Here is a 19,637-nt window from a genome sequence, read left to right as displayed (position 1 = left end):
AAGCCGGGCGCATACAAGACCGATTCACAAAAAACTTCGGCGTTCAGCGACACAAAGTTTCGTGAGATGTCCCCCAAACGCAAGCTTCGGTCCCTGCCGGTTTTCGGCAGCTCGCTGGCTTTACCCGTTTTCTGGCGTCTGGCCCTTGCGAGCCAACCATGAAACCGGTCAAGGTTGCAGCGATTTTCCCAGCACAGGCAGATGCATGTTCTTCGCTTCCGACAATTGGGCAGGCGCCCACTCCAACATCGCCTCCGGCCTCTCGGCCCACGCCGGCGGCTTTTCCACTGCCTATGGCGAGGGCGCGCTCGACCAAGCCGTCTCCCAGCGCTTCAGCGAAATCTTCGAACGCGAGGTGGCGGTGTTCTTCGTGGCCACCGGCACCGCCGCCAATTCGCTGGCGCTGACCGCCTACAACAAGCCCGGCGGCATTTCCTTCGCTCATCGCGAATCGCATGTCATCGAAGATGAGTGCGGCGCGCCGGAATATTTCTCCGGCGGCTCGCGGCTGCATGCCGTCGACGGCGCGCTGGGCCGGATCGATCCGTACAATCTGGAAACGGCGATCGGCCGTTTCGCCGGCGAGGTGGTCCATTGGGGCCGGCCGATGACGGTCTCGATCACCCAGTCGACGGAGGTCGGCACCGTCTACGGCCTGCATGACATCGCCGCGATCTCGGCCATCGCCCGGCAACATTCCGTGCCATTGCATATGGACGGCGCCCGCTTTGCCAATGCACTGGTCGCGCTCGACACGACGCCGGCCGAAATGACCTGGAAAAGCGGCGTCGACATCCTGTCTTTCGGCGGCACCAAGAACGGATGCTGGTGCGCCGAGGCGATCGTGCTGTTCGATCTCGACCGAGCCCGGGAATTGGCCTTCCTGCGCAAGCGCGCGGCCCAGCTGTTTTCCAAATCGCGCTTTATCGCGGCACAGTTCGAGGCCTATTTCCGCGACGGCCTGTGGCTCGACACCGCCAGGCATGCCAATGCCATGGCTGCCCGCCTTGCCGCGGCGATCGAGGATTCCCAAACGGTGAAACTGGCCTGGCTGCCGCAAGCGAACGAGGTATTCGCGATCATGAAAAAAGCCGAAGCGGACAGGTTGCAGGCGGCGGGGGCTGTTTTCTACGACTGGCATAGGCCGCATGGCTTCGAAGGCCATATCGGCGAGGACGAATTGCTCTATCGCTTCGTCACCAGTTTTGCGACGACGTCAGAGGAAGTCGACCGCTTTGGCCAGTTGATCGCAGGATAATTGCCATTCCCGGCAAATAAAAAGAAGCGGCGCCTTCCGGCGCCGCTTCCCGTCTCGGGAGGAGACTTAGGGATTACGCAGCGGTCTTGGCCTCGATCTGCTTGGCTTTGGCCGGAGCCGAAGTGATCGCGATCTTGCGCGGCTTCAACTCCTCGGGGATGTTGCGCTTCAGGTCGACGAAGAGCAGGCCGTTCTTCAGCGTGGCGCCCACGACCTCGACGTGGTCGGCAAGCTGGAATCGGCGCTCGAAGGCCCTGGAGGCAATGCCGCGATAGAGCAGTTCGGAACCCTCGCCGGTGCCCTCATCCTTGCGCTCGCCTTTCACGGTCAGCACATTGCGGTGGGCCTCGATCGAGATCTCCTCGTCCGAGAAGCCGGCGACAGCCATCGAGATGCGGTAGGCATCCTCACCGGTGCGCTCGATATTATAGGGCGGATAGGTCTGCGCGCCATCAGGCTGCGCAAGCGAATCAAGCATGGTGAAGAGACGGTCGAAGCCGACGGTCGAACGATAGAGCGGGGAAAAATCAACGTGACGCATGGTGTGTTCTCCTGTTGAGCAACAAGGTTTGCGTTTGGCCGGTGCGAAACCCGTGAGCGGCGTTCCGGTTTGACCAGCGACCCCGACATTGGCGGCCGCAATCCACATTTGGGGACCGGGCAAAGCCATTTCAAGATTTTGCCTCCCGGTAAAAATCGAGGATGAACGGCAGATGAACCGGCGCTTTTGCGCGCGTTCAGACAGCCGCCGCTAGACTGCTCTCGACATCAAGGACAAGCGGCGCCGGATTTGCATGAACCGGGCGCCGCGACGAGGCCGAACCGGGTGCAACGTCCCTTCCTCCCGGATCGACAGGGGCCGGAAGCGCGCTCAGAGCGGCTTCCGGCCTTCCCTGTTGCCGATCCGACGCCTCCCGGAATTCCTTTGCTTTTGGCCCATGGACGGCTATCAACCTTGGCGAGGCCGGCCACGACAGGCAGGCATGCGAGACGCCGAGCACGAAGCGCCGAATGACGGATCCCCTCCACGAAACGCCCCCTTTTCCCGAAACTCCCCTTTTTCATGAAACTGAGGGCAATCCGCGACCGGAAAACGCCACCGGCGGCTTTTTCACCGCACGCGACGGCAAGAAGATACGCTATGGCCTGTTCGCCGCGGTCGCCCGCCCGATGAAGGGCACCGTGGTGCTGCTGTCCGGCCGCAACGAGTGCATCGAGAAATATTTCGAAACCATCCGCGATCTTGCGGCGCGCGGTTTTGGCGTCGCCACGCTGGACTGGCGCGGCCAAGGCGGCTCCGACCGGCTGATCCGCGATCGCCAGCGCGGCTATATCAGGTCCTTTCGCGACTACACCGCCGACCTTGAACAATTCTTCGAGGAGATCGTGCTGCCGGACTGCCGCGGGCCGTACTACATCCTTGCCCATTCGGCCGGCGCCGTGATCACGCTGCTTGCTTCGCCCTCCATGGTCAACCGCGTGCGGCGCATGGTGCTGATCGCGCCGTTCTTCACCTTGCCCGACCTGCCGGTCTCGATCCGGACGGTCCGCCGCGTCTGTTCGCTGTTTTGTGCCCTGGGCCTTGGCCGACTTTACGCTGCCTGGGGGCCGCGGCCGAAGGTGACCGCTCCCTTCGACACGAACAAAGTGACGACGGATCCGGAGCGCTATCGGCGCAACACCAGGATCTACGAGGATCACCCGCAACTGGCACTGGGCGGCCCGACGATCCGCTGGCTGAGGGCGGCTGCCGAAGCCGCGGAAGCGGTAAGCGATCCCGAATTCATGGCCGGCATCCGGGTCCCCCTGCTGGTCATCGCCGCCGGTAGCGATCAGGTCGTCTCGACCAAGGCCGTGGAAGCCTATGCCAGGCGTCTGCGCCTCGGCTCGCTGCTCATGATCGACGGCGCGCGTCACGAGATCCTGCAGGAGGCCGACATCTACCGCGAGCAATTCCTCGCCGCCTTCGACGCATTCATTCCCGGCAGCGACGACCCGACGGCCTGATGGCGCGTATTGCCGAGCCGGCGCCGGTTCATGCCTGGCGGGCGAAACTCCATGATCCCGATTGGTAACCCCCGCTATCCGCTGACAACGCCCATTCCCGGCACGCCCGCGTCTTGCACGATCAATGTCGGACGATGATCGCGCCGACGCCTCGGCAGTTTTAACGGCTACGCATGCTTCTCAATTCGGCCGTTCGGCCGGAGGCAGCTCGACGCCTGGTTCCCGTTCAGGCGCCGGGCGCTAATTACCGTCCGCAGAGGTCAGTCGACGGGATCGGGAGGAGCGGTCATGAACGCATCGGACACGCTGCCACGCCAGGGCCATCGCCTGCTGCAGCTCGGCATCGCCCTCCTGCTGTTTTCGTCATTCGAAGGGTTCGCCATCCCATACCTCGCCGCACCGCGGCTCGGATTGTCGGTTCACACGCTCAGCGCCTTGCAGGGCGTCCTGCTGCTGGTCTTGGGTCTCGTCTGGTCCAGGCTCAATCTCGGCGTCGCGATGTCGCGGATTGCGTTCTGGTTCCTGATCTATTCAGCCTTGGCCATCCTGGCGGCCTATGTGATGGCCAGCCTCTGGGGGGCCGGCAACGAGACGATGCCGCTGGCCGCAGGAGCCGCCCATGGCAGCGCCTTTCAGGAATACGCGATCAAAAGCATCGCCTATTCGTCCGCGCCGACCGGTCTCATCGCTTTCGCGCTCATTCTATGGGGCCTGCGTCTCTCAGACGCCTAGAGCCTTTGCACCAATCGGACAGGGCACCGGATGCTCAGCCGCGCAGGGCCGCCATCGCCGCCGCATGAAGCTCGGGCGTCGCCGCCGCCAATATGTCGCCGCCATTCTCGGCCGGCCCGCCATCGAAGGTGGTGACCACGCCGCCCGCCTTCTCGATGATGGGGATCAGCGCCACGATGTCATAGGGCTTCAGTCCGGGATCGGCGACGATGTCGACGCTTCCCGCGGCGACCATGGCGAAGGCGTAGCAGTCGGTGCCGTACCGGGCGAGTTGCACCTGCCTCTCGAACTGGTCGTAGCGCAGGCGCGCCTCGCCCTTGAACAGCGCCGGCGTGGTGGTGAACAGCGTTGCTTCAGCAAGGCTCGTCGTCTTGCGTGTGACCAGTTTGCGCGGCCCGCCCGGCCCCTCATAGTGGGAGCCGGAGGCGTTGGCGTAGAAGAGCTCGCCGGTGAAGGGCTGCGACATCAATCCGGCAACAGCATCGCCCTCCACCGTCAATCCGACCAGCGTCCCCCACACCGGAAGGCCGGAGATGAAGGCGCGCGTGCCGTCGATCGGATCGATTACCCAGACATGCCTGCTGGAAATATTCTCGCTTCCATGTTCCTCGCCGAGAATGCCATGGTCCGGATATTGCGCCGATATCAGCGCCCGGATGGCACGCTCGGCTTCGCGGTCGGCTTCGGTGACAGGATCGAAGCTACCCTTTTCCTTGTTGGCGACCGCACCCTGGCTGCGGAAGCGCGGCAAGGTTTCCGCCGCCGCCGCCTGCGCGATGCGGCGCATGAAATCGATGCTGATGTCCAACTGATTCTCCCGCATTGCAGCATGCCCGAGCCCACGTGTGCCGCCAGTTCCGCGCCAAGACAAGGGTGTTCAAGGATTTTCGCCGCGCCGACTGTTGCCAGAATAACACGCCAGCGCCACCGAAACGCAATTTCCACATCACTCTGAATTAAAAAGGCCGGTAGGTCGCTTGACATTTGTGCAGCGCACCATACCCTTGATCTCGGACAGGGTTTCCTGTCCATGCCCTCCTTGGGCGTTTCCTCCCTAGACTTCGACCGTATCGTGCAAACGATGCGGTCTTTTTTTCGCCGCCAATTCCAATCCCCACCAATCCCGATCCATGTCGCCCGAGATTATGCGGCGGCTGGGGGATGGCGCCAAATAATGAAACAGGCTCTGTTCACTCCGCGGCCAGCGGCAGATCCATGAAATGGTGGTCGGGCATGGCCATCAGGTCGGCCGAAAATCGCGCCAGGTCGTCGGCCAGTGCGTCGAAGCCCGCCGCTTTCTCGAATGTCCGCTCGTTCATATAGAGCCCGCGATTGACCTCGATCTGCAGCGCATGGAGATGGCGCGCCGGGCGACCGTAGTGTTCGGTGATGAAGCCGCCGGCATAGGGTTTGTTGTGGGCGACTGTATAGCCCATGGCGTTGAGCAGGCCGATTGCGGTCTCGGTCAATGCCGCGGTGGCTGAGATGCCGAAGCGGTCCCCGATGATGAAATCGGGCCGCAGGCCGCTGTCGCCGACACGGATGCTCGCCGGCATCGAGTGACAGTCGATCAGCACGGCAAAGCCGAAACGCGCGTGGGTTCGCGTCAACAGCCGTTTCAGCGTCTCATGATAGGGTTTGTAGACGGCCTCTATGCGGGCAACAGCTTCGGCCAGCGGCAGGCGGCCGGAGTAGATGTCGAGGCCTTCACCGACCAGCTTCGGAACGGTGCCGAGCCCGCCGGCCACGCGCGCGGAACGGATGTTGCAGAAGGACGGCACCGGCTCGGCGAACATGCGCGGATCGAGTTCCCACGGCTCGCGGTTGACGTCGAGATAGGCACGCGGGAAATTTGCCGCGAGCATCGGCGCGCCAAGCGCCACCGCGCCGCCGAACAGCTCGTCGACATAGCAGTCCTCGGACCGGCGAATGGCGTTGCGGTCCAGCCTTGCCATGGCGAGGAAGCGCTCCGGATAATGGCGCCCACTGTGGGGTGAGTTGAAGAGGAAGGGGACGCGCTGCTCGGCGCCCGACCGGATTTCGAAGGGGGGAACGACCGAAAAATCCTCGGCTGCCGTCTTCAATTTGAACGAACCCGAAAACACCAATGCATCATCGGATGAAAGTGCCATCTTGAGGGGCGCATGTCCAGCATTTCGGCGCCGGCGCCGCCTTTCCGAATGCGGATTATGCCGCGCCTCGTTCACTTGATGTTTACCCTCACCTCCTCATATACAGGATGGTTAACGGCCCTGCCTTTCGGCAGAGTCCGGGCGGGTGATTCGGACGGGATACCATGGCACGCATTCTTCTGGCGGAAGACGACGACGATATGCGTCGCTTCCTCGTCAAGGCGCTGGAGCGCGCCGGTTACCAGGTCAGCGATTTCGACAACGGCGCCAGTGCCTATGAGCGGCTGCGCGAGGAACCGTTCTCGCTGCTTTTGACCGATATCGTCATGCCGGAGATGGACGGCATCGAGCTGGCCCGCCGCGCCACCGAGATCGATCCCGACCTCAAGGTCATGTTCATCACCGGTTTCGCCGCCGTTGCGCTGAACCCGGATTCCAAGGCGCCGAAAGACGCCAAGGTGCTGTCGAAGCCGTTCCATCTGCGCGACCTCGTCAACGAGGTCGAGAAGATGCTGCAGGCGGCCTGAGCCGTTTTTGCCCAAGGCATCGACGACTATCGGCCGGTGCGGCAAAACGGAGCCTTCTTTCCCCTTTCCTGCTATTGACGCGCCGGATCAAAAATGGTGTATGCGCGGCTTCGGATGGGCGTGTAGCTCAGCGGGAGAGCACTGCATTGACATTGCAGGGGTCACAGGTTCAATCCCTGTCACGCCCACCATCCTTTCAATAACTTAGCTAATCCCTTGTGTCTCTTGGCACAGAAACGGGGCTCGAAGAGGGTGCGACTGGTGCTCTAGGCCAATCGCGCGTAGGCTTGCTGTGGCAACTACCGGAAAGGGATTGCTTCGATGCGTGAGCGTGGTGCATGACTGAGCTTGTCGGCCCGCATGGTCTTCTCACATACGTTCTCGCCTATGCAACGTTTGTGCCGGCTTTGGCATTCATTGGTCTGATCGGATATGTCGTCCTGAAAGACTTGCCGATTATGGACCGACAGGGCCGCTATATGAGTTCGTTCTTCCAAAATCGAAAGAGAGAATGGAAGGTGATTCTCTCCCTTTGGCTTGTCACTGCCGCGCTATTGATTGGCGCTGCCGTATCGTCGAAACTCTAAACCTCGGCCGCGTTCTTCTGAAAGTCGACGTGGTGGCCGTAGGCCTTATCTTGGCTGACATCCCGAGCGCGCCGGCTGCTTCCCAGGCATCCACGCCCTTGAACATCATCCAGGTTGCGCGTGTGTGGCGTAGAACATGCGGGGTGATCGCTGTCCGGTGACGGCCGGATCTAGCCAAGCGTTTCCGATGGCCATGTCCCAGGCGGTGCGCACGGAGGCTACGCCTCGACCGATGTAGCTGACGACATGCAGATAGACCGCCACAGGTTCGCCGGCCTGCCTGGCGGCTTCATCCCGAGCATTGTCGTCGATGAGCTTCCAGCGTCTCAGATGGGCCCTAATCCGCTTGCCAAGCCGCACCGGCGGTTGACGCTTGTTCGTTTCAGCAACGCCCTCCCCTCGCCGATGCATGACACCGCGCTGGCTACATTGCAGGGGTCACAAGTTCAATCCCTGTCACGCCCACCACCCTTTCAAAGACTTAGCTTCTTGTGCCGATTGGCACAGAAACGGCACGAAACGCCCACTGAGCGCCTGAATAGTGCCCTTCAGTATTCCGATGGGGGCCGATCCGTGACAGCTTGTGTGTTGCGCCCGATATGATGGGCGTCAGGAAAGCCGAACGGAACACCCAGCGCCGTGAGAGGTTAGGCGGCACGCTTCCCTCCGCCCTCCGTCGGCTCAATAGTCTCCGCTCGCGTCGAAGCGGGCTTTCTGCGTTTTGGGCATCTACCTCCAATTGCCGACCGAATCGCTCTTTCGGGTGACTTTCTTAAAGGAGTGAACTGTTCAAATCTGGAGTCTCTCTAAGCGGGAGGAACGGATGGGCAGCGATTTCGAGGCCGCACGACGACACCTGAAGCGCGCGCGTCAGTGCCTTCATGGGGATGATCAAGTGAGCAGAGAGACGGTTGAGAAAATCGATGAGATGATCATAGCCCTGGCCGCGGAGGAGTGCTCTTCGTTTGGCTTCCTCTTCCCCTTCGGCCATCGAACGACGCGGAACTCTGAGGCCGCCTCGTCCAAGGTATAGCTCTGCCTGCTGAAGGCAACACTCACGGTCCGTCGAAGGCCCCGCTGGCTCCGGCCGGCCGGCTCTTCGAACTTGCCGGAGGCGGTTTCGTCTCGCTGGGTGAAAAGGCCGGAGCCGACAACCGCTCCGGCCCTGTTCCGTCGTCAGTCATTGCAGCTGTCGTCGGCCTTTGCCGCCGCGGTCTTGTCGCCATGCTGCTGCGCCTCGATATCCTGCTGCGATGTTGCGAGATTCTTGTCACCGCCGCCTTCCGCCCCTGCCAACGGCATTGTGCTGCCATCCTTGGCGGCCGGTTTGCCGGCACTGTCCTTGGCCTTCGGAGTCTCCAAGGGCGCGTGAGTGCCATCTTTCGAAATACCGGCGGTCTGTTGGGTGTCGGCGCCGGTGTTGGCAGCCGATTTGTCCGGACATGCCGCGATTGCAGAGCCCGCAGAAAACGACACCGCAAGCGCGATTACCAATGAAGCCATTTTCATCATGCTCGTCCTTCTGTTTGAGTGCCCTGTGGGTGAAACTAACGGCGCTTTTCTTTGTTCCGGACCGCGTCGTGTGTCGTCATCGACGCACCGCAACCGGCACGCTGATGCCACGGCGACAGCGCCAGAAACTCCACGGAACCGTTCGCCGACTCCCTTGTTATGCGGCGGAAGGGATACTCACCAGGAGATGAATGATGAAACGACTTCTTCTCGCTTCCGCCGTAATGATTCTTTCCGGCGGCCTTGCCCTGGCGCAATCGAGCAATACGACGTCGGGCGGATCCTCCTCCACGACGACAACGATGCCGACGGATCAGAACACGGACTCGACCACGACCAAGTCGACCAACTCCAACTCCGCGAAGGATTGCGCACCGGGCCAACAGACAGGCAGCGCCAAGGAGGCAGCTCCCGGTCAGCAGGATACGAGCGCCAAGTCCGCGGCCCCTGGCCAGATGAAAACGACGACGGAAGGTTGCTGACCGCATTGCCGCTGATGTCTCGACCCGCAACCTCGGCTTCCAGGTGCTTCGCGTCAGCTGGAAACCACCTGCTGGGCTGATGAAACTTCGGCCCGTCGGCTCCGGCGGCGGGCTTTTTGTTTGCCCGTGCAATGATCCGGAAATGCAGCCGTGGACTCGGTGATCCCCTACGCAAACGTGACCCGGTTCTCTGAAAAGTGACTGACGGTTGTTCGCCTGGACGCGATAACGTTCCTCGACATCAGGAGGAACGCCGTGAAGCTCAATTCGCAGCAGAAGAAAACCGTCCTTGCCTCTTTCCTGGGCTGGACGCTCGACGCTTTCGATTTCTTCCTTCTGACATTCCTGCTCACCGATATTGCGTCTGAATTCCAGACCGACGTCCCGGCGGTGTCAAAGGCGCTCTTCCTGACGCTTGCGACGCGCTTCATTGGCGCGTTCTTCTTCGGCATGCTGGCAGACAAATTCGGCCGCAAGCCCATCCTGATGCTCAACATCGTCAGCTATTCCGTGATCGGCGCTTTGGCCGCCTTCTCGCCCAATCTCGGCATATTCCTGGCGCTGCGCGCCCTGTTCGGCATCGCCATGGGCGGCGAATGGGGACTTGGCTCCTCGCTTGCCATGGAATCCATTCCGCCCAGCGCCCGCGGCATGGTCTCGGGCATCCTGCAATGCGGCTATCCGGCCGGCTATCTCCTGGCGGCGATCGTCTATGGCCTGCTCTACCAGCAGACGATCGCCGGCTACACGATCGGCTGGCGCGCCATGTTCCTGCTCAGTTTCATCCCGGCCCTGATCGTCCTTTTCATCCGCTCGCATGTTCCGGAATCGCCGGCCTTCGTCGAGGCGCGGAAGACCGCGAGGCCCGGCATGCTGGAGACGCTGCAAAAGCACTGGGGCGTCGCCCTCTATGCGGTCGTGCTGATGATGTTCTTCAACTTCTTCAGCCACGGCACGCAGGATCTCTACCCGACATTCCTCAAGAAGCAGCATGGCTTCGACCCGCACACGGTGAGCTGGATCACCATCGTCGCCAACATTGGCGCCATCGTCGGCGGCCTGGCGTTCGGCGCGCTGTCCGAGAAGATCGGCCGCGTCAATGCGATCACGCTCGCTTGCCTGATCGCCTTGCCGTCCATCCCGCTATGGGCCTACAGCTCGACGCCCTTCATGCTGGCCATCGGCGCCTTCGTCATGCAGGTCGCCGTCCAGGGGGCCTGGGGCGTCATTCCGGTGCACCTCAACGAGCTCTCGCCCGGCGCGGTGCGCGCGACCCTGCCCGGCTTCATCTACCAGGCCGGCAATCTCGCGGCCTCCTATGGCGGTCCCTATCAGGCGGGCATAGCTGAGGCTCCCGGAGGCAGCTACGGCTACGCGCTGGCGCTGTTCGCCGGCGTGGTCGCCGTCTGCATCATCATCGTCATCCGCTTCAGTCCGGAACGGCGCGGCCAGGTGATGACCGTGCTGGACCACGACGTCAGCCGAGTCTGAGCGCCACGACGCCGGCGACGATGCTGAGCGCGGCGGCGCCGCGCCAGCCCGTCATCTTCTCGCCGAGCGCGAACACCGAGATCACCATGGCGAACAGGATGGAGGTCTCGCGCAGCGACGCCACCGAGGCGATCGGCGCCTTGGTCATCGCCCACATGACGATCCAGTAGGCAGCGCCGCTCAGCACGCCGGTGAACAGCCCCGCTTTCCAGTCCCGCGCCAGCACCGGCAAGGCCCGCGGTCCACGGAAGATCAGGCACAGCACCAGCGCTCCAAGCGCATCGCACACGAACAGCCAGGCGGCATAGCTCTGCGCCGTGGTCGCCAGCCGCGCCCCGCTGCCGTCGGACAGCGTGTAGCTGGCGATGAAGATCGAGGTCCCCAGCGCAAAGCCGACCGCGCGCAGGTTCAATCGTTCCAGATGCGCGCCGCCGCGAAACGACATCACCAGCGTGCCGGCCGACAGCAAAAGGATACCCAGAATGGCGAGCGGCGCCGGCACTTCGGCGACCACGAACATACCGCCAAGCGCCGCCAGCAAGGGCGCGGTGCCGCGCGCCAGAGGATAGGTCTGGGCGAAGTCGCCGGCCTGGTAGGCGCCGATCAGGAAGGTCCGGTAGCCCATGTGGAAGACGACGGAGGCGATGATATAGGGCCAGACTTGCGCCTTCGGCACCTCGACGAAGGGCAGCACCAGCAGTGCGGCGGCGCCCATACCGAGCGTCATAAGCGTGATCGACAGGAAGCGGTCGAGATGGACCTTCACCAGCGCGTTCCAGATCGCGTGCATGGCGGCCGCGGCAAGCACCGCGAAGAAGACGAAAAGCGTCATTTGGGGCTCATCCGCCTCCTGGGCCGGCGGGCGTTTCGAGATCGATGTCGATCCTGACGGGAAAATGATCGGAAGCCACTTCGCCAATTTCCGAGCTGACGGAGCGCACCCGCCCGGCAAACAGGCCGCCGACGAAGCAATGATCGAGCCGGCGTTTTGCCAACCTGCCGTCGATGATCTTCTCGTGCGTGTGGAAGTCATCCGCCGGTTCAATCGCCACGGCAGCGGCATCGACGAACCCGTCCAGATAGGCGGCACCGCGATGATAGGGCGTACTGCCGACGATGCGGTGGTATTCGGCGCTGCCCGGCTCCATGTTGAAATCGCCCATCCAGATCGCCGCCAGCGGGTTCTCCGGCTCGGGCCCGCCATTGCTCCAGTTGCGCGCCGGCTCGTCGTCGGCCCCGCTCCATGGCCCGCCATCGGAGGGCGCCCGGCGATGCTCGGCGAGCAGATAGTCGATCTGCTCCAGCCGTTCTTCAGCCGCGATATGGGCGAGATGCAATGAAAGCACCCGCACCGGACCCGCCGGCGTGCGGATCATGCATTCGAGCGCCGCGTTGCGGGTGTTGAGCGGTCGCAGCGTGCGGCGCATCGGCAGCGCATGCAGTCGCGACCAGACGATCGGCAGCTTCGACAGCACCATGGTGCCGAACTGCCGGCGCCGGTTGATGATGCGGCCGTCACGCTGTTCGCTGGCATCCATGTCGAAGGCCGGGCCGTAAACCCAGTGATAATCCGGCAGCAGGCGCGAAAGCAGCTCCGGCTGGTCGTCGAAATTGCTGCGCTGCCAGTGCCGCTCGACCTCCTGCAATGCGATGATATCGGCGCCGGCAACAATGCGCGCGGCGCGGGCCGGATCGTAGAGGCCGTCGCTGCCGAACCCGTATTGGATATTGTAGCTGACCAGCTTCATTGCTTATCCGGCTCAGTTTGGTGACGGCAGTAGCGTTTCGACGGCGACCTTGCAATGGACCGCCGCGGCGGCCCGGCTGGGCCACGACGCAAAATCCCCTCGCCTACGTCGTCAGCGGCTGGAACCGTCCCGCCGGGGAAGCCGCCAGCTCCGACCAGTCGATTTCTTCCTCCAGGCGGTGATAGGCCTCGTCACCGATCGTCCCGTTGCGGCGAAGTTCTTCCAGCGCGTCGCGCTGGCGCTTGATGGCATAGAGCCGCAGCCGGTCGTACTCGGTTGCTGCCTGCGCGTCGTCGGGGTTCTTGGCGATCTTGCGCTGGGCGGCATACTGCTCGCGCACCGCCGCGGCCGCCGTCGAGGTCTTGCCGCTCAATATGTCGAGTGCCGCTTGCATGATGGCGACACGGGCCTGCGCGACCTCACGGTCTATGGTCTCGTCCGGTTCGAGACGAAGCAGGCGCAGCAACGGCTTCAGGCTCATGCCTTGCAGGACAAGCGTGCCCAGCACGACGCAAAAGGCGGTGAGCACGATCGGATCGCGGCCGGGAAAGTCCGCCGGCAATGCGAAGGCAGCCGCCAGCGTCACCAGGCCGCGCATGCCGCACCAGCCGATCAGCACCCCGCTGCGAAACGACGGCACCTCTTGCCGCTGCTCCGCATTGCCGAAGCGGGCAAGCCATCGGATCAGGGCGCCGCAGCCCAGCACCCAGGCAAGGCGGGAAACGATGACGACGGCGAGGACAGTCCCTGCAAACAGGAACGCCTCGGACTGTCCCTGCTCGGCCAGGCGACCGACGATCAGACGCGCCTGCAGGCCCATCAGCACGAAAGCAAGCACGTTGAGCACGAACACCGCCGTCTCCCAGACGGAATAGGAGCTGACGCGCTTTCTGGCCGACATGCGCCGCGGTGCGGTGCGCGCGATGGTCATGGCATAGACCACGATGGTGATGATGGCCGAGAGCCCCAGCCTGTCAGCCAGGATCCAGACGCCGAACGTCCCGGTGAACTGCACGACGGTGCCGCTCGCCGCATCTTCGATACGTCCAAGCACCGCCTGGGACAGGCGGCCGAGCAGATAGCCCGCGGCCAGGCTGCCGATGGTCGACAGCAGGACCATCGGAACGGCACTGCCCAAAAGAACGGGACCGGCGGCGGCAGCGATCGCGATGCGGTAGATCAAAAGCGCGGTGGCGTCATTGAGCAGGCTTTCGCCCTGAAGGATGGCCGTGATGCGGTGCGGCACCTTGAACTGCCCGAGCACGGCGCTCGCGGCAACCGCGTCCGGCGGCGCCACGATGGCGCCGAGGGCTATGGCGGCGGCGATCGGCAGGCCGGCCATTTTCCAGCCGACCAGGGCCACGACGGCGGTCGTGAAAACGACCGCGCCAAGCGCCAGCAGCACAAGCGGCAGCCTGTAGCGGTTAAGATCGCGCAGCGATGTGTCGAAGGCCGCGTCGAGCAGCACCGGCGCAATGAACAGCGCAAGCGCCAGTTCCGGATCGATCTCGATCGTGGGCGCGCCGGGCAGGAAGCCAAGGCCGGCGCCCGCCAGCGCCAGCAAGGCGGGGTAAGGAACCTGCAGGCGCCGCGACAGCGCCGTCAGCGCGACGGCGATCAGCAGGAGGATAAGGGTGAGCTCAAACAGCGCCATGGCTCATCGTAGCGGCGAAGCAGAGCTCTTGGCAGTGGCAAAGCGGCAAGATGCTGTTGATTGTCCAATAGGAGTGCATCGTCCGGCATCTGGACCGGTGACCGGATCGGCAGGGCGCTCCGGCCGCGTCAGTGCAGCACCAGCAGGTCACCCGACGAGAAGGAAATCTCCGCCTTCTCTCCGACGGCCGGCGGTGGCGTCGTCGAACTGTTGAACGTGTCGAGCGAGACGGTGTTGCCGCCGATGCCGACCCGGACCCGGATCACCGAGCCGAGAAAGTGCACTTCGGAGATCTCGCCGGACAGGCTTGAATCGCGACCGGGCTGGCGGCCGAGCGAGATGGCTTCCGGCCGCAGCGCCAATGACAGCGTGTCGCCGGACTTCGAGCCGTTGAGCCTGCCCTTGAGCGAGACTTCCTCGGTGTTGACACGAACCTTGCCCGACGCCGCGTCGGTGACGGTGCCTTCCAGCACGTTCAGCGTACCGACGAAATTGGCGACGAACTTGGTTGCCGGCCGGTTGTAGATCTCAAACGGCGTGCCGACCTGCTCGGCCTTGCCGCCATACATTACCGCGATGCGGTCGGAGATCGACAGCGCCTCTTCCTGGTCATGGGTGACGAAGATGGTGGTGATGCCGAGCTTCTTCTGGATCGAGCGGATTTCCTCGCGCAGCGAGACGCGCACCTTGGCATCAAGCGCCGACAGCGGCTCGTCGAGCAGCAAGAGCTTCGGCTTCGGTGCGATGGCGCGGGCCAGCGCGATGCGCTGCTGCTGCCCGCCCGAGAGCTGATAAGGATAGCGGTCGGCCATCTGCGGCAGCTTGATGATGCCGAGCATTTCGGCGACACGGGCGTCGATATCCGCCCTGGACATGCCGGCGACTTTCAGTCCGAAGCCGATGTTCTGCGCCACGGTCAGGTTCGGGAACAGCGCATAGGCCTGGAACACCATGCCGACATTGCGCTGGTTCGGCTTCAGCCTGGTGATGTCCTTGCTGCCGACGACGATCTTGCCGGCCGACGGCTCCTCGAAGCCGGCGACCATGCGCAGCACGGTCGTCTTGCCGCAGCCTGACGGGCCGAGGAAGGAGACGAACTCGCCCGGTTCGACGTCGAGATTGAAATCCTCGACAACGGTGGTGGCGCCGAAGGATTTTCGCACATGCTGGATGGAGAGGAATGGCTCGGCCATGGCTTTTTCTTTCGGGTCAGTTCGGACGATTAGCCGATTTCGGCGCGAAGCGCGACAGGATCTGGATCAGCGACATGCAGCCCCAGGTGATGACGAAGGCGATGATGGCAAGGGCCGCCGGCTCATAGGCGCGGTTGGCCCCGACATTCTGCAGGTACGGGCCGAAAGCCGGCCGGTTCAGCAGGCTCGCCATCGTGAACTCACCGATGACGATGGCGAATGTCAGGAAGGCGCCGGACAACACCGCAATCAGCACATTGGGAAGGATGACGCGGGTGATGATCGTGCCCCAGCCGGCCCCGAGGATCTGGGCTGCTTCCGTCAACGTCCGCACGTCGATGGTTCTGAGCCCCGTATCGACGGCACGATACATATAGGGCAGCGCCAACGTCGCGTAGCCGATGACCAGCAAGGCATTGGTTCCCATATCAGACCCGAGGAACGGCAAGGGTGAATTCGAGCCATACATTCTGATATAGCCGAAGACGATGACGATGGCCGGAATGACCAACGGCAAAAGCGTGATGAACTCGACGATCGGCCTGAGCTGCGGCAGCCGCAATCGGATCCAATAGGCTGCCGGCACCACGATCAGCACACCCAGAATGATGGTGAAGATGGCGGCGACCACCGAATACAGGAAGGTCGCCTGGAAACGCGCGTCGCCGAGCACGATCCGATAGGCGTCGAAGGAATAGGCGCCGCGCCGCATGCGCATGGAAAATTCCACTGTCGCGATCAGCGGGATGAAGAAATAGGCCGCGCCGAGGATGAAGACCACCCAGGCCCAGAATTTGCCCGACTTCATTTCAGCCACCTCTCGGAACGGGTCCGGAACCAGATGTAGAAGACATTGGCCAGGCCGGTGATGACGATCATGCCGAAGGCGATCGCGTAGCCGAGATGGGCATTGTGCAGCACGTCGCCGCGGATTTGCGCGTAGAGCAGGATCGGCACGATGTTGAGCGACGAGCCGGTCAGCGCATAGGCGGTGGCGATCGCCCCGAAGGCGTTGGCGAAAAGCAGGATCACGGTGCCGAGAAAGCTCGGCCAGATCACCGGGATGACCACGATCCGCCAATATTGCGCGGTGGTCGCGCCAAGCGTGGCGGCAGCTTCACCCCATTCCTTCTTCAAACCGTCGATCGCCGGCGTGATGATGACCACCATCAGCGGTATCTGGAAATAGACATAGGTCAGCGTCAGGCCCCAGAAGGACAGGATGTTGAAGCCGTGGGCATAGATGTTGAGGCCGAACACGGTGTTCAGGATCACCGTGGCAAGACCGAGCCGGCCGAGGGTCGCCAGGAAGGCGAAGGCCAGCGGCACGCCGGCGAAATTGGAGGCAACGCCGGAAAAGGTCAGGGTGGCCGAGCGTATCCAGTCCGGCAGCCCGCCGCGCACGATGGCGATGGCGATGGCCAGGCCCGCGAAAGCGCCGATCAGCGCCGAGGCCAGGCTTACCTTGATCGATATCCAGTAAGCGGCAACGATCGACGGCTGCGCCAGCGCCACGATGTTTTCGAGCGTGAATTCGCCGGCATCATTCTGGAACGCGCCCAGCATCAGATAGAGCGTGGGCAAAATCAGGAACATGATGGCGAAGATGAAGAACGGTGCGACGCCGAGCCATTGCGTCGGCAACCGCAACGCGCGTGCCTCCGCGGGCGGCGCGGTCTTGCCTGCGGCATCGTGATTGGAAAGCGAGAGATCGGTCATGCGCCGGCTACCCTCTTCGAGGGGAAAACCGGGCGGCGCGAGGCCGCCCGGTGGATTTCAACTGTTACTTGACGTTGGCACCGACAACGGAGTCCCAGTTCTTGGTGACGGCTTCCTTGGCCTTGCCCTGCTCGTCCAGCGTCGGGAACACCGCCGAAGCATAGGCTTCCGCCGGCGGCAGCTTGGCCAGGACGTCCGCCGGGATCTTGCCGTTCTTGGCGAGATCGTTGAAGCGGATCGGGTGGCAATAGCCCTTGAGCCAGCCGATCTGGCCTTCGTCGGAATAGAGGTATTCCATCCAGAGCTTGGCTGCGTTCGGATGCGGCGCATAGGCGCTGATCGCCTGGACGTAGACGCCGGCGACGACGCCGGTCTTCGGCACGACGACGTCGACCGGGGGGTTGCCCTTCAGCGTGTCACGGCCGGCGAGAGCGTTGTAGTCCCAGTTGATCAGGATTGGGGTCTGGCCCTGGGCGAGTGTCGCCGGCTTGCCGATGACCGGTACGAAGTTGCCGGCGGCATTGAGCTTCTTGAAGAAGTCGAGGCCGGCGGTACCCGCGGCTTCGCCAGCCGCGGCGCCACTCGAAAGGCCAGCGGCGTAGACCGCCTGGATGGCCTGGTTCGAAGCGCGCGGATCACCCGCCAGAGCCACCGAATTGGCGAATTCCGGCTTCAGCAGATCGGCCCAGTCAGCAGGCGATTCCTTGACCAGATCCTTGTTCACCATCATCGCCAGAACGCCGTAGTAGTCACCGTACCAGGCGCCGTCGGCATCCTTGGCGCTGTCGGGGATCGAGTCCCAGGTCGACACCTTGTAAGGCATCAGCAGGCCATCGGCCTTGGCGGTCGGGCCGAAGGACAGGCCGACGTCGATGACGTCGGGCGCCTGCGGGCCCTTATTGTCCTTGTTGGCCTTGATCGCCTCGACCTCGTCGCCCGAACCGGCGTCGGGATTGAGCTCGTTGATGGTGATTTCCGGATATTTCGTCTTGAACCCGGCGATGACGTCGCCGTAGCCGCACCAGTCATGCGGCAGCGCGATGGTGGTGAGCTGGCCTTCCGCCTTCGCGGCCTTGACGAGATCGTCCAGCGGAGCCGCGGACGAAATCACCGTCGACGCAAACAGCGCCGCGGCCGAAAGGGAAAGCACTTTCCCCGTGAATTTGAACATGTGTTCTCTCCGTTGAACTGACGCCGTTGGACGCCTGCGATGCGGTATCGTTTTCGTGTGACAGCCAGATGAAAGCTTTATGAAACCCCACCGCTGGCAGCACGAAAGTTAACTCCTTTTAATCGACGGTAGCAATTAGCCCCCACTTAATTTTCCGGCTAATTACTTTTTGCTTCGCACTTCACCCTTTCCCCTTGGTTGCCCCTGATTTTCCAGATCAATTTTACCCTGAAAGCGGTATCACACCGTGCCGGCGATTGCATTTTCGAGCAGCGTCAGCGCTGCTTTCTTGGTCAGCTTGACCGGGTTGCCGCCGGCTGTCGGATCGACCACCGCCATATCGGCGATCAAGGCCTTGCGCTTCTTGTCCATGTCGAGCCCCTTGATCAGGCCCGGCAGCGCATGCGGCACCTTCAATTCCTTGCGAAGCTTTATGACAGCCTTGGCGAAGCCATCGAAGCCGCCCCTTATGCCGCAATAGGCGGCGAGCCGCCCGATGCGGTCCTCGATCGCCGCGCGGTTGAAGGCGAGCACATAGGGCATGAACACCGCATTGGTCATGCCGTGATGGGTGTCGTAGAGCGCCCCAATGGGATGCGACAGCGAATGGATCGCCCCCAGCCCCTTCTGGAAGGCTGCCGCGCCCATCGCCGCGGCGCTCATCATGTTGGCTCGGGCGACCAGATCCCTGCCGTTGGCATAGGCCTTTGGCAGGTTCTCGAAGACAAGCCTGATGCCTTCCACGGCGATGCCGTCTGCCATCGGATGGTAGCCAGGCGCGCAATAAGCCTCGAGGCAATGGGCCAGCGCGTCCATGCCGGTGCCCGCGGTGATGAAGCCCGGCATGCCGATCGACAGCTCCGGATCGGCAATGACGATCGCCGGCAGCAGCTTCGGATGGAAGATGACCTTCTTGGTGTGGGTCGCCTCGTTGGTGATGACGCCGGCGCGGCCGACTTCGGAGCCGGTGCCGGCCGTGGTCGGCACCGCTATGATCGGCGCGATCGCATCCGAGTTGGCGCGTGTCCACCAGTCGCCGACGTCCTCGAAATCCCAGACCGGCCGCGTCTGTCCCGCCTGGAAGGCGATCAGTTTGCCGAGGTCGAGCGCCGAGCCGCCGCCGAAGGCAATGACGCCGTCATGCTTGCCCTTACTGAACACCGCGATGCCAGCGGTGAGATTGGAATCGACTGGATTCGGCTTCACCTCGGAGAAAACGCCGTAGGGCACTTTTGCGTCATCGAGGATTTTCAGCGTCGAAGCGACGAGCGGCAGTTTCGCCAGCCCCGGATCGGTGACGAATAGCGGCCGCTTGATGCCGGTGGCGGCGAGCACCTCGGGCAATTCCTTGATGCGCCCGGCGCCGAAGCGGACGGTGGTGGGGTAGTTCCATTTGGAGATCAGCTTGGACATGTTTGTCTTTC

The 19,637-nt window shown here is 62.9% G+C and carries 19 protein-coding genes and 1 tRNA gene; 8 read left to right on the top strand and 12 right to left on the bottom strand.

Annotated features, from left to right (window positions below; all coding sequences use genetic code 11):
- Nucleotides 1-205 precede the first annotated feature (205 nt).
- Nucleotides 206-1,258, top strand: coding sequence for a threonine aldolase family protein (locus tag LB533_RS16655; RefSeq protein WP_224677763.1), 1,053 nt, complete (start codon nt 206-208; stop codon nt 1,256-1,258).
- A 73-nt stretch (nt 1,259-1,331) separates the two neighbouring features.
- On the opposite strand, the gene LB533_RS16650 is transcribed toward LB533_RS16655, so the two are convergent.
- Complete coding sequence (locus tag LB533_RS16650; protein ID WP_140496288.1) at nt 1,332-1,799, bottom strand: Hsp20 family protein; 468 nt, start codon at nt 1,797-1,799, stop codon at nt 1,332-1,334.
- A 470-nt stretch (nt 1,800-2,269) separates the two neighbouring features.
- Here LB533_RS16650 and LB533_RS16645 point away from each other — a divergent pair, with 470 nt between their 5' ends.
- The gene (locus LB533_RS16645) at nt 2,270-3,265 is read left to right on the top strand and encodes an alpha/beta fold hydrolase (RefSeq protein ID WP_224677762.1); all 996 of its coding nucleotides are present in this window, start codon (nt 2,270-2,272) and stop codon (nt 3,263-3,265) included.
- A gap of 288 nt (nt 3,266-3,553) precedes the next feature.
- On the top strand, nt 3,554-3,997 hold the full coding sequence (locus LB533_RS16640) for a hypothetical protein (RefSeq protein ID WP_140641664.1): 444 nt from the start codon (nt 3,554-3,556) through the stop codon (nt 3,995-3,997).
- A gap of 34 nt (nt 3,998-4,031) precedes the next feature.
- On the opposite strand, the gene hisN is transcribed toward LB533_RS16640, so the two are convergent.
- Nucleotides 4,032-4,805 carry a histidinol-phosphatase gene (hisN, locus tag LB533_RS16635; RefSeq protein WP_140513691.1) on the bottom strand — a complete coding sequence of 258 codons (774 nt, stop codon included), beginning with the start codon at nt 4,803-4,805 and terminating at the stop codon, nt 4,032-4,034.
- A gap of 382 nt (nt 4,806-5,187) precedes the next feature.
- Nucleotides 5,188-6,129 (bottom strand): N-formylglutamate amidohydrolase, encoded by a 942-nt coding sequence (locus LB533_RS16630; RefSeq protein ID WP_140641665.1) that lies wholly within the window; start codon nt 6,127-6,129, stop codon nt 5,188-5,190.
- Nucleotides 6,130-6,293: 164 nt separating this feature from the next.
- Between LB533_RS16630 and cpdR the strand changes: the two genes are divergently transcribed.
- From cpdR to LB533_RS16615, 3 genes are all read left to right on the top strand, one after another.
- Complete coding sequence (gene cpdR / locus LB533_RS16625; protein ID WP_006199474.1) at nt 6,294-6,656, top strand: cell cycle two-component system response regulator CpdR; 363 nt, start codon at nt 6,294-6,296, stop codon at nt 6,654-6,656.
- Nucleotides 6,657-6,772: 116 nt separating this feature from the next.
- Nucleotides 6,773-6,847: transfer RNA gene (locus LB533_RS16620), tRNA-Val, on the top strand.
- A 147-nt stretch (nt 6,848-6,994) separates the two neighbouring features.
- On the top strand, nt 6,995-7,243 hold the full coding sequence (locus LB533_RS16615; RefSeq protein ID WP_140641666.1) for a hypothetical protein: 249 nt from the start codon (nt 6,995-6,997) through the stop codon (nt 7,241-7,243).
- A 1,176-nt stretch (nt 7,244-8,419) separates the two neighbouring features.
- Here the strand turns inward: LB533_RS16615 and LB533_RS16610 are convergent.
- A complete protein-coding gene (locus tag LB533_RS16610) occupies nt 8,420-8,746 on the bottom strand; it encodes a hypothetical protein (protein ID WP_224557028.1) in 327 nt (108 codons plus the stop codon).
- Nucleotides 8,747-8,949: 203 nt separating this feature from the next.
- On the opposite strand from LB533_RS16610, the gene LB533_RS16605 reads away from it, so the two are divergent.
- Both LB533_RS16605 and LB533_RS16600 read left to right on the top strand, forming a co-directional pair.
- Nucleotides 8,950-9,237, top strand: coding sequence for a hypothetical protein (locus tag LB533_RS16605; protein ID WP_210239909.1), 288 nt, complete (start codon nt 8,950-8,952; stop codon nt 9,235-9,237).
- 255 nt (nt 9,238-9,492) lie between these two features.
- Nucleotides 9,493-10,728, top strand: a complete 1,236-nt coding sequence (locus tag LB533_RS16600; protein ID WP_140641669.1) for an MFS transporter — start codon at nt 9,493-9,495, stop codon at nt 10,726-10,728.
- Here LB533_RS16600 and LB533_RS16595 read toward each other — a convergent pair.
- From LB533_RS16595 to LB533_RS16560, 8 genes are all read right to left on the bottom strand, one after another.
- On the bottom strand, nt 10,715-11,560 hold the full coding sequence (locus tag LB533_RS16595) for an EamA family transporter (RefSeq protein WP_140641670.1): 846 nt from the start codon (nt 11,558-11,560) through the stop codon (nt 10,715-10,717). The two genes, LB533_RS16600 and LB533_RS16595, sit on opposite strands and share 14 nt — an antisense overlap.
- Before the next feature lie 7 nt (nt 11,561-11,567).
- Nucleotides 11,568-12,476, bottom strand: coding sequence for an endonuclease/exonuclease/phosphatase family protein (locus LB533_RS16590; RefSeq protein ID WP_224677761.1), 909 nt, complete (start codon nt 12,474-12,476; stop codon nt 11,568-11,570).
- Nucleotides 12,477-12,579: 103 nt separating this feature from the next.
- A complete protein-coding gene (locus tag LB533_RS16585) occupies nt 12,580-14,130 on the bottom strand; it encodes a cation:proton antiporter (protein WP_224677760.1) in 1,551 nt (516 codons plus the stop codon).
- 128 nt (nt 14,131-14,258) lie between these two features.
- Nucleotides 14,259-15,323 carry an ABC transporter ATP-binding protein gene (locus LB533_RS16580; RefSeq protein WP_140496300.1) on the bottom strand — a complete coding sequence of 355 codons (1,065 nt, stop codon included), beginning with the start codon at nt 15,321-15,323 and terminating at the stop codon, nt 14,259-14,261.
- A gap of 16 nt (nt 15,324-15,339) precedes the next feature.
- Nucleotides 15,340-16,131, bottom strand: a complete 792-nt coding sequence (locus tag LB533_RS16575) for an ABC transporter permease (protein ID WP_140496301.1) — start codon at nt 16,129-16,131, stop codon at nt 15,340-15,342.
- A complete protein-coding gene (locus tag LB533_RS16570) occupies nt 16,128-17,042 on the bottom strand; it encodes an ABC transporter permease (protein ID WP_140496302.1) in 915 nt (304 codons plus the stop codon). The genes LB533_RS16575 and LB533_RS16570 overlap by 4 nt, the downstream gene beginning before the upstream one ends.
- Nucleotides 17,043-17,106: 64 nt before the next feature.
- A complete protein-coding gene (locus tag LB533_RS16565) occupies nt 17,107-18,213 on the bottom strand; it encodes an ABC transporter substrate-binding protein (protein WP_224677759.1) in 1,107 nt (368 codons plus the stop codon).
- A 240-nt stretch (nt 18,214-18,453) separates the two neighbouring features.
- Nucleotides 18,454-19,626, bottom strand: a complete 1,173-nt coding sequence (locus LB533_RS16560) for an iron-containing alcohol dehydrogenase (RefSeq protein WP_224677758.1) — start codon at nt 19,624-19,626, stop codon at nt 18,454-18,456.
- Nucleotides 19,627-19,637 lie beyond the last annotated feature (11 nt).

Origin of the sequence: Mesorhizobium sp. BR1-1-13, from assembly GCF_020165515.1 — a bacterium.
Taxonomy (GTDB): Bacteria; Pseudomonadota; Alphaproteobacteria; order Rhizobiales; family Rhizobiaceae; genus Mesorhizobium.
Note: the sequence above shows the minus strand (reverse complement) of the source record. Positions and strands in the feature narration are given on the sequence as shown.

What these genes read in the sequence shown, in the direction of transcription:
- LB533_RS16575 (WP_140496301.1), bottom strand. Translation starts at nt 16,131, where the DNA reads ATGAAGTCGGGCAAATTCTGGGCCTGGGTGGTCTTCATCCTCGGCGCG.
- LB533_RS16640 (WP_140641664.1), top strand. Translation starts at nt 3,554, where the DNA reads ATGAACGCATCGGACACGCTGCCACGCCAGGGCCATCGCCTGCTGCAG.
- cpdR (WP_006199474.1), top strand. Translation starts at nt 6,294, where the DNA reads ATGGCACGCATTCTTCTGGCGGAAGACGACGACGATATGCGTCGCTTC.
- LB533_RS16605 (WP_210239909.1), top strand. Translation starts at nt 8,950, where the DNA reads ATGAAACGACTTCTTCTCGCTTCCGCCGTAATGATTCTTTCCGGCGGC.
- LB533_RS16580 (WP_140496300.1), bottom strand. Translation starts at nt 15,323, where the DNA reads ATGGCCGAGCCATTCCTCTCCATCCAGCATGTGCGAAAATCCTTCGGC.
- LB533_RS16590 (WP_224677761.1), bottom strand. Translation starts at nt 12,476, where the DNA reads ATGAAGCTGGTCAGCTACAATATCCAATACGGGTTCGGCAGCGACGGC.
- LB533_RS16570 (WP_140496302.1), bottom strand. Translation starts at nt 17,042, where the DNA reads ATGACCGATCTCTCGCTTTCCAATCACGATGCCGCAGGCAAGACCGCG.
- LB533_RS16585 (WP_224677760.1), bottom strand. Translation starts at nt 14,130, where the DNA reads ATGGCGCTGTTTGAGCTCACCCTTATCCTCCTGCTGATCGCCGTCGCG.
- LB533_RS16655 (WP_224677763.1), top strand. Translation starts at nt 206, where the DNA reads ATGTTCTTCGCTTCCGACAATTGGGCAGGCGCCCACTCCAACATCGCC.
- LB533_RS16645 (WP_224677762.1), top strand. Translation starts at nt 2,270, where the DNA reads ATGACGGATCCCCTCCACGAAACGCCCCCTTTTCCCGAAACTCCCCTT.
- LB533_RS16560 (WP_224677758.1), bottom strand. Translation starts at nt 19,626, where the DNA reads ATGTCCAAGCTGATCTCCAAATGGAACTACCCCACCACCGTCCGCTTC.
- LB533_RS16595 (WP_140641670.1), bottom strand. Translation starts at nt 11,560, where the DNA reads ATGACGCTTTTCGTCTTCTTCGCGGTGCTTGCCGCGGCCGCCATGCAC.
- LB533_RS16565 (WP_224677759.1), bottom strand. Translation starts at nt 18,213, where the DNA reads ATGTTCAAATTCACGGGGAAAGTGCTTTCCCTTTCGGCCGCGGCGCTG.
- LB533_RS16650 (WP_140496288.1), bottom strand. Translation starts at nt 1,799, where the DNA reads ATGCGTCACGTTGATTTTTCCCCGCTCTATCGTTCGACCGTCGGCTTC.
- LB533_RS16615 (WP_140641666.1), top strand. Translation starts at nt 6,995, where the DNA reads ATGACTGAGCTTGTCGGCCCGCATGGTCTTCTCACATACGTTCTCGCC.
- LB533_RS16610 (WP_224557028.1), bottom strand. Translation starts at nt 8,746, where the DNA reads ATGGCTTCATTGGTAATCGCGCTTGCGGTGTCGTTTTCTGCGGGCTCT.
- LB533_RS16630 (WP_140641665.1), bottom strand. Translation starts at nt 6,129, where the DNA reads ATGGCACTTTCATCCGATGATGCATTGGTGTTTTCGGGTTCGTTCAAA.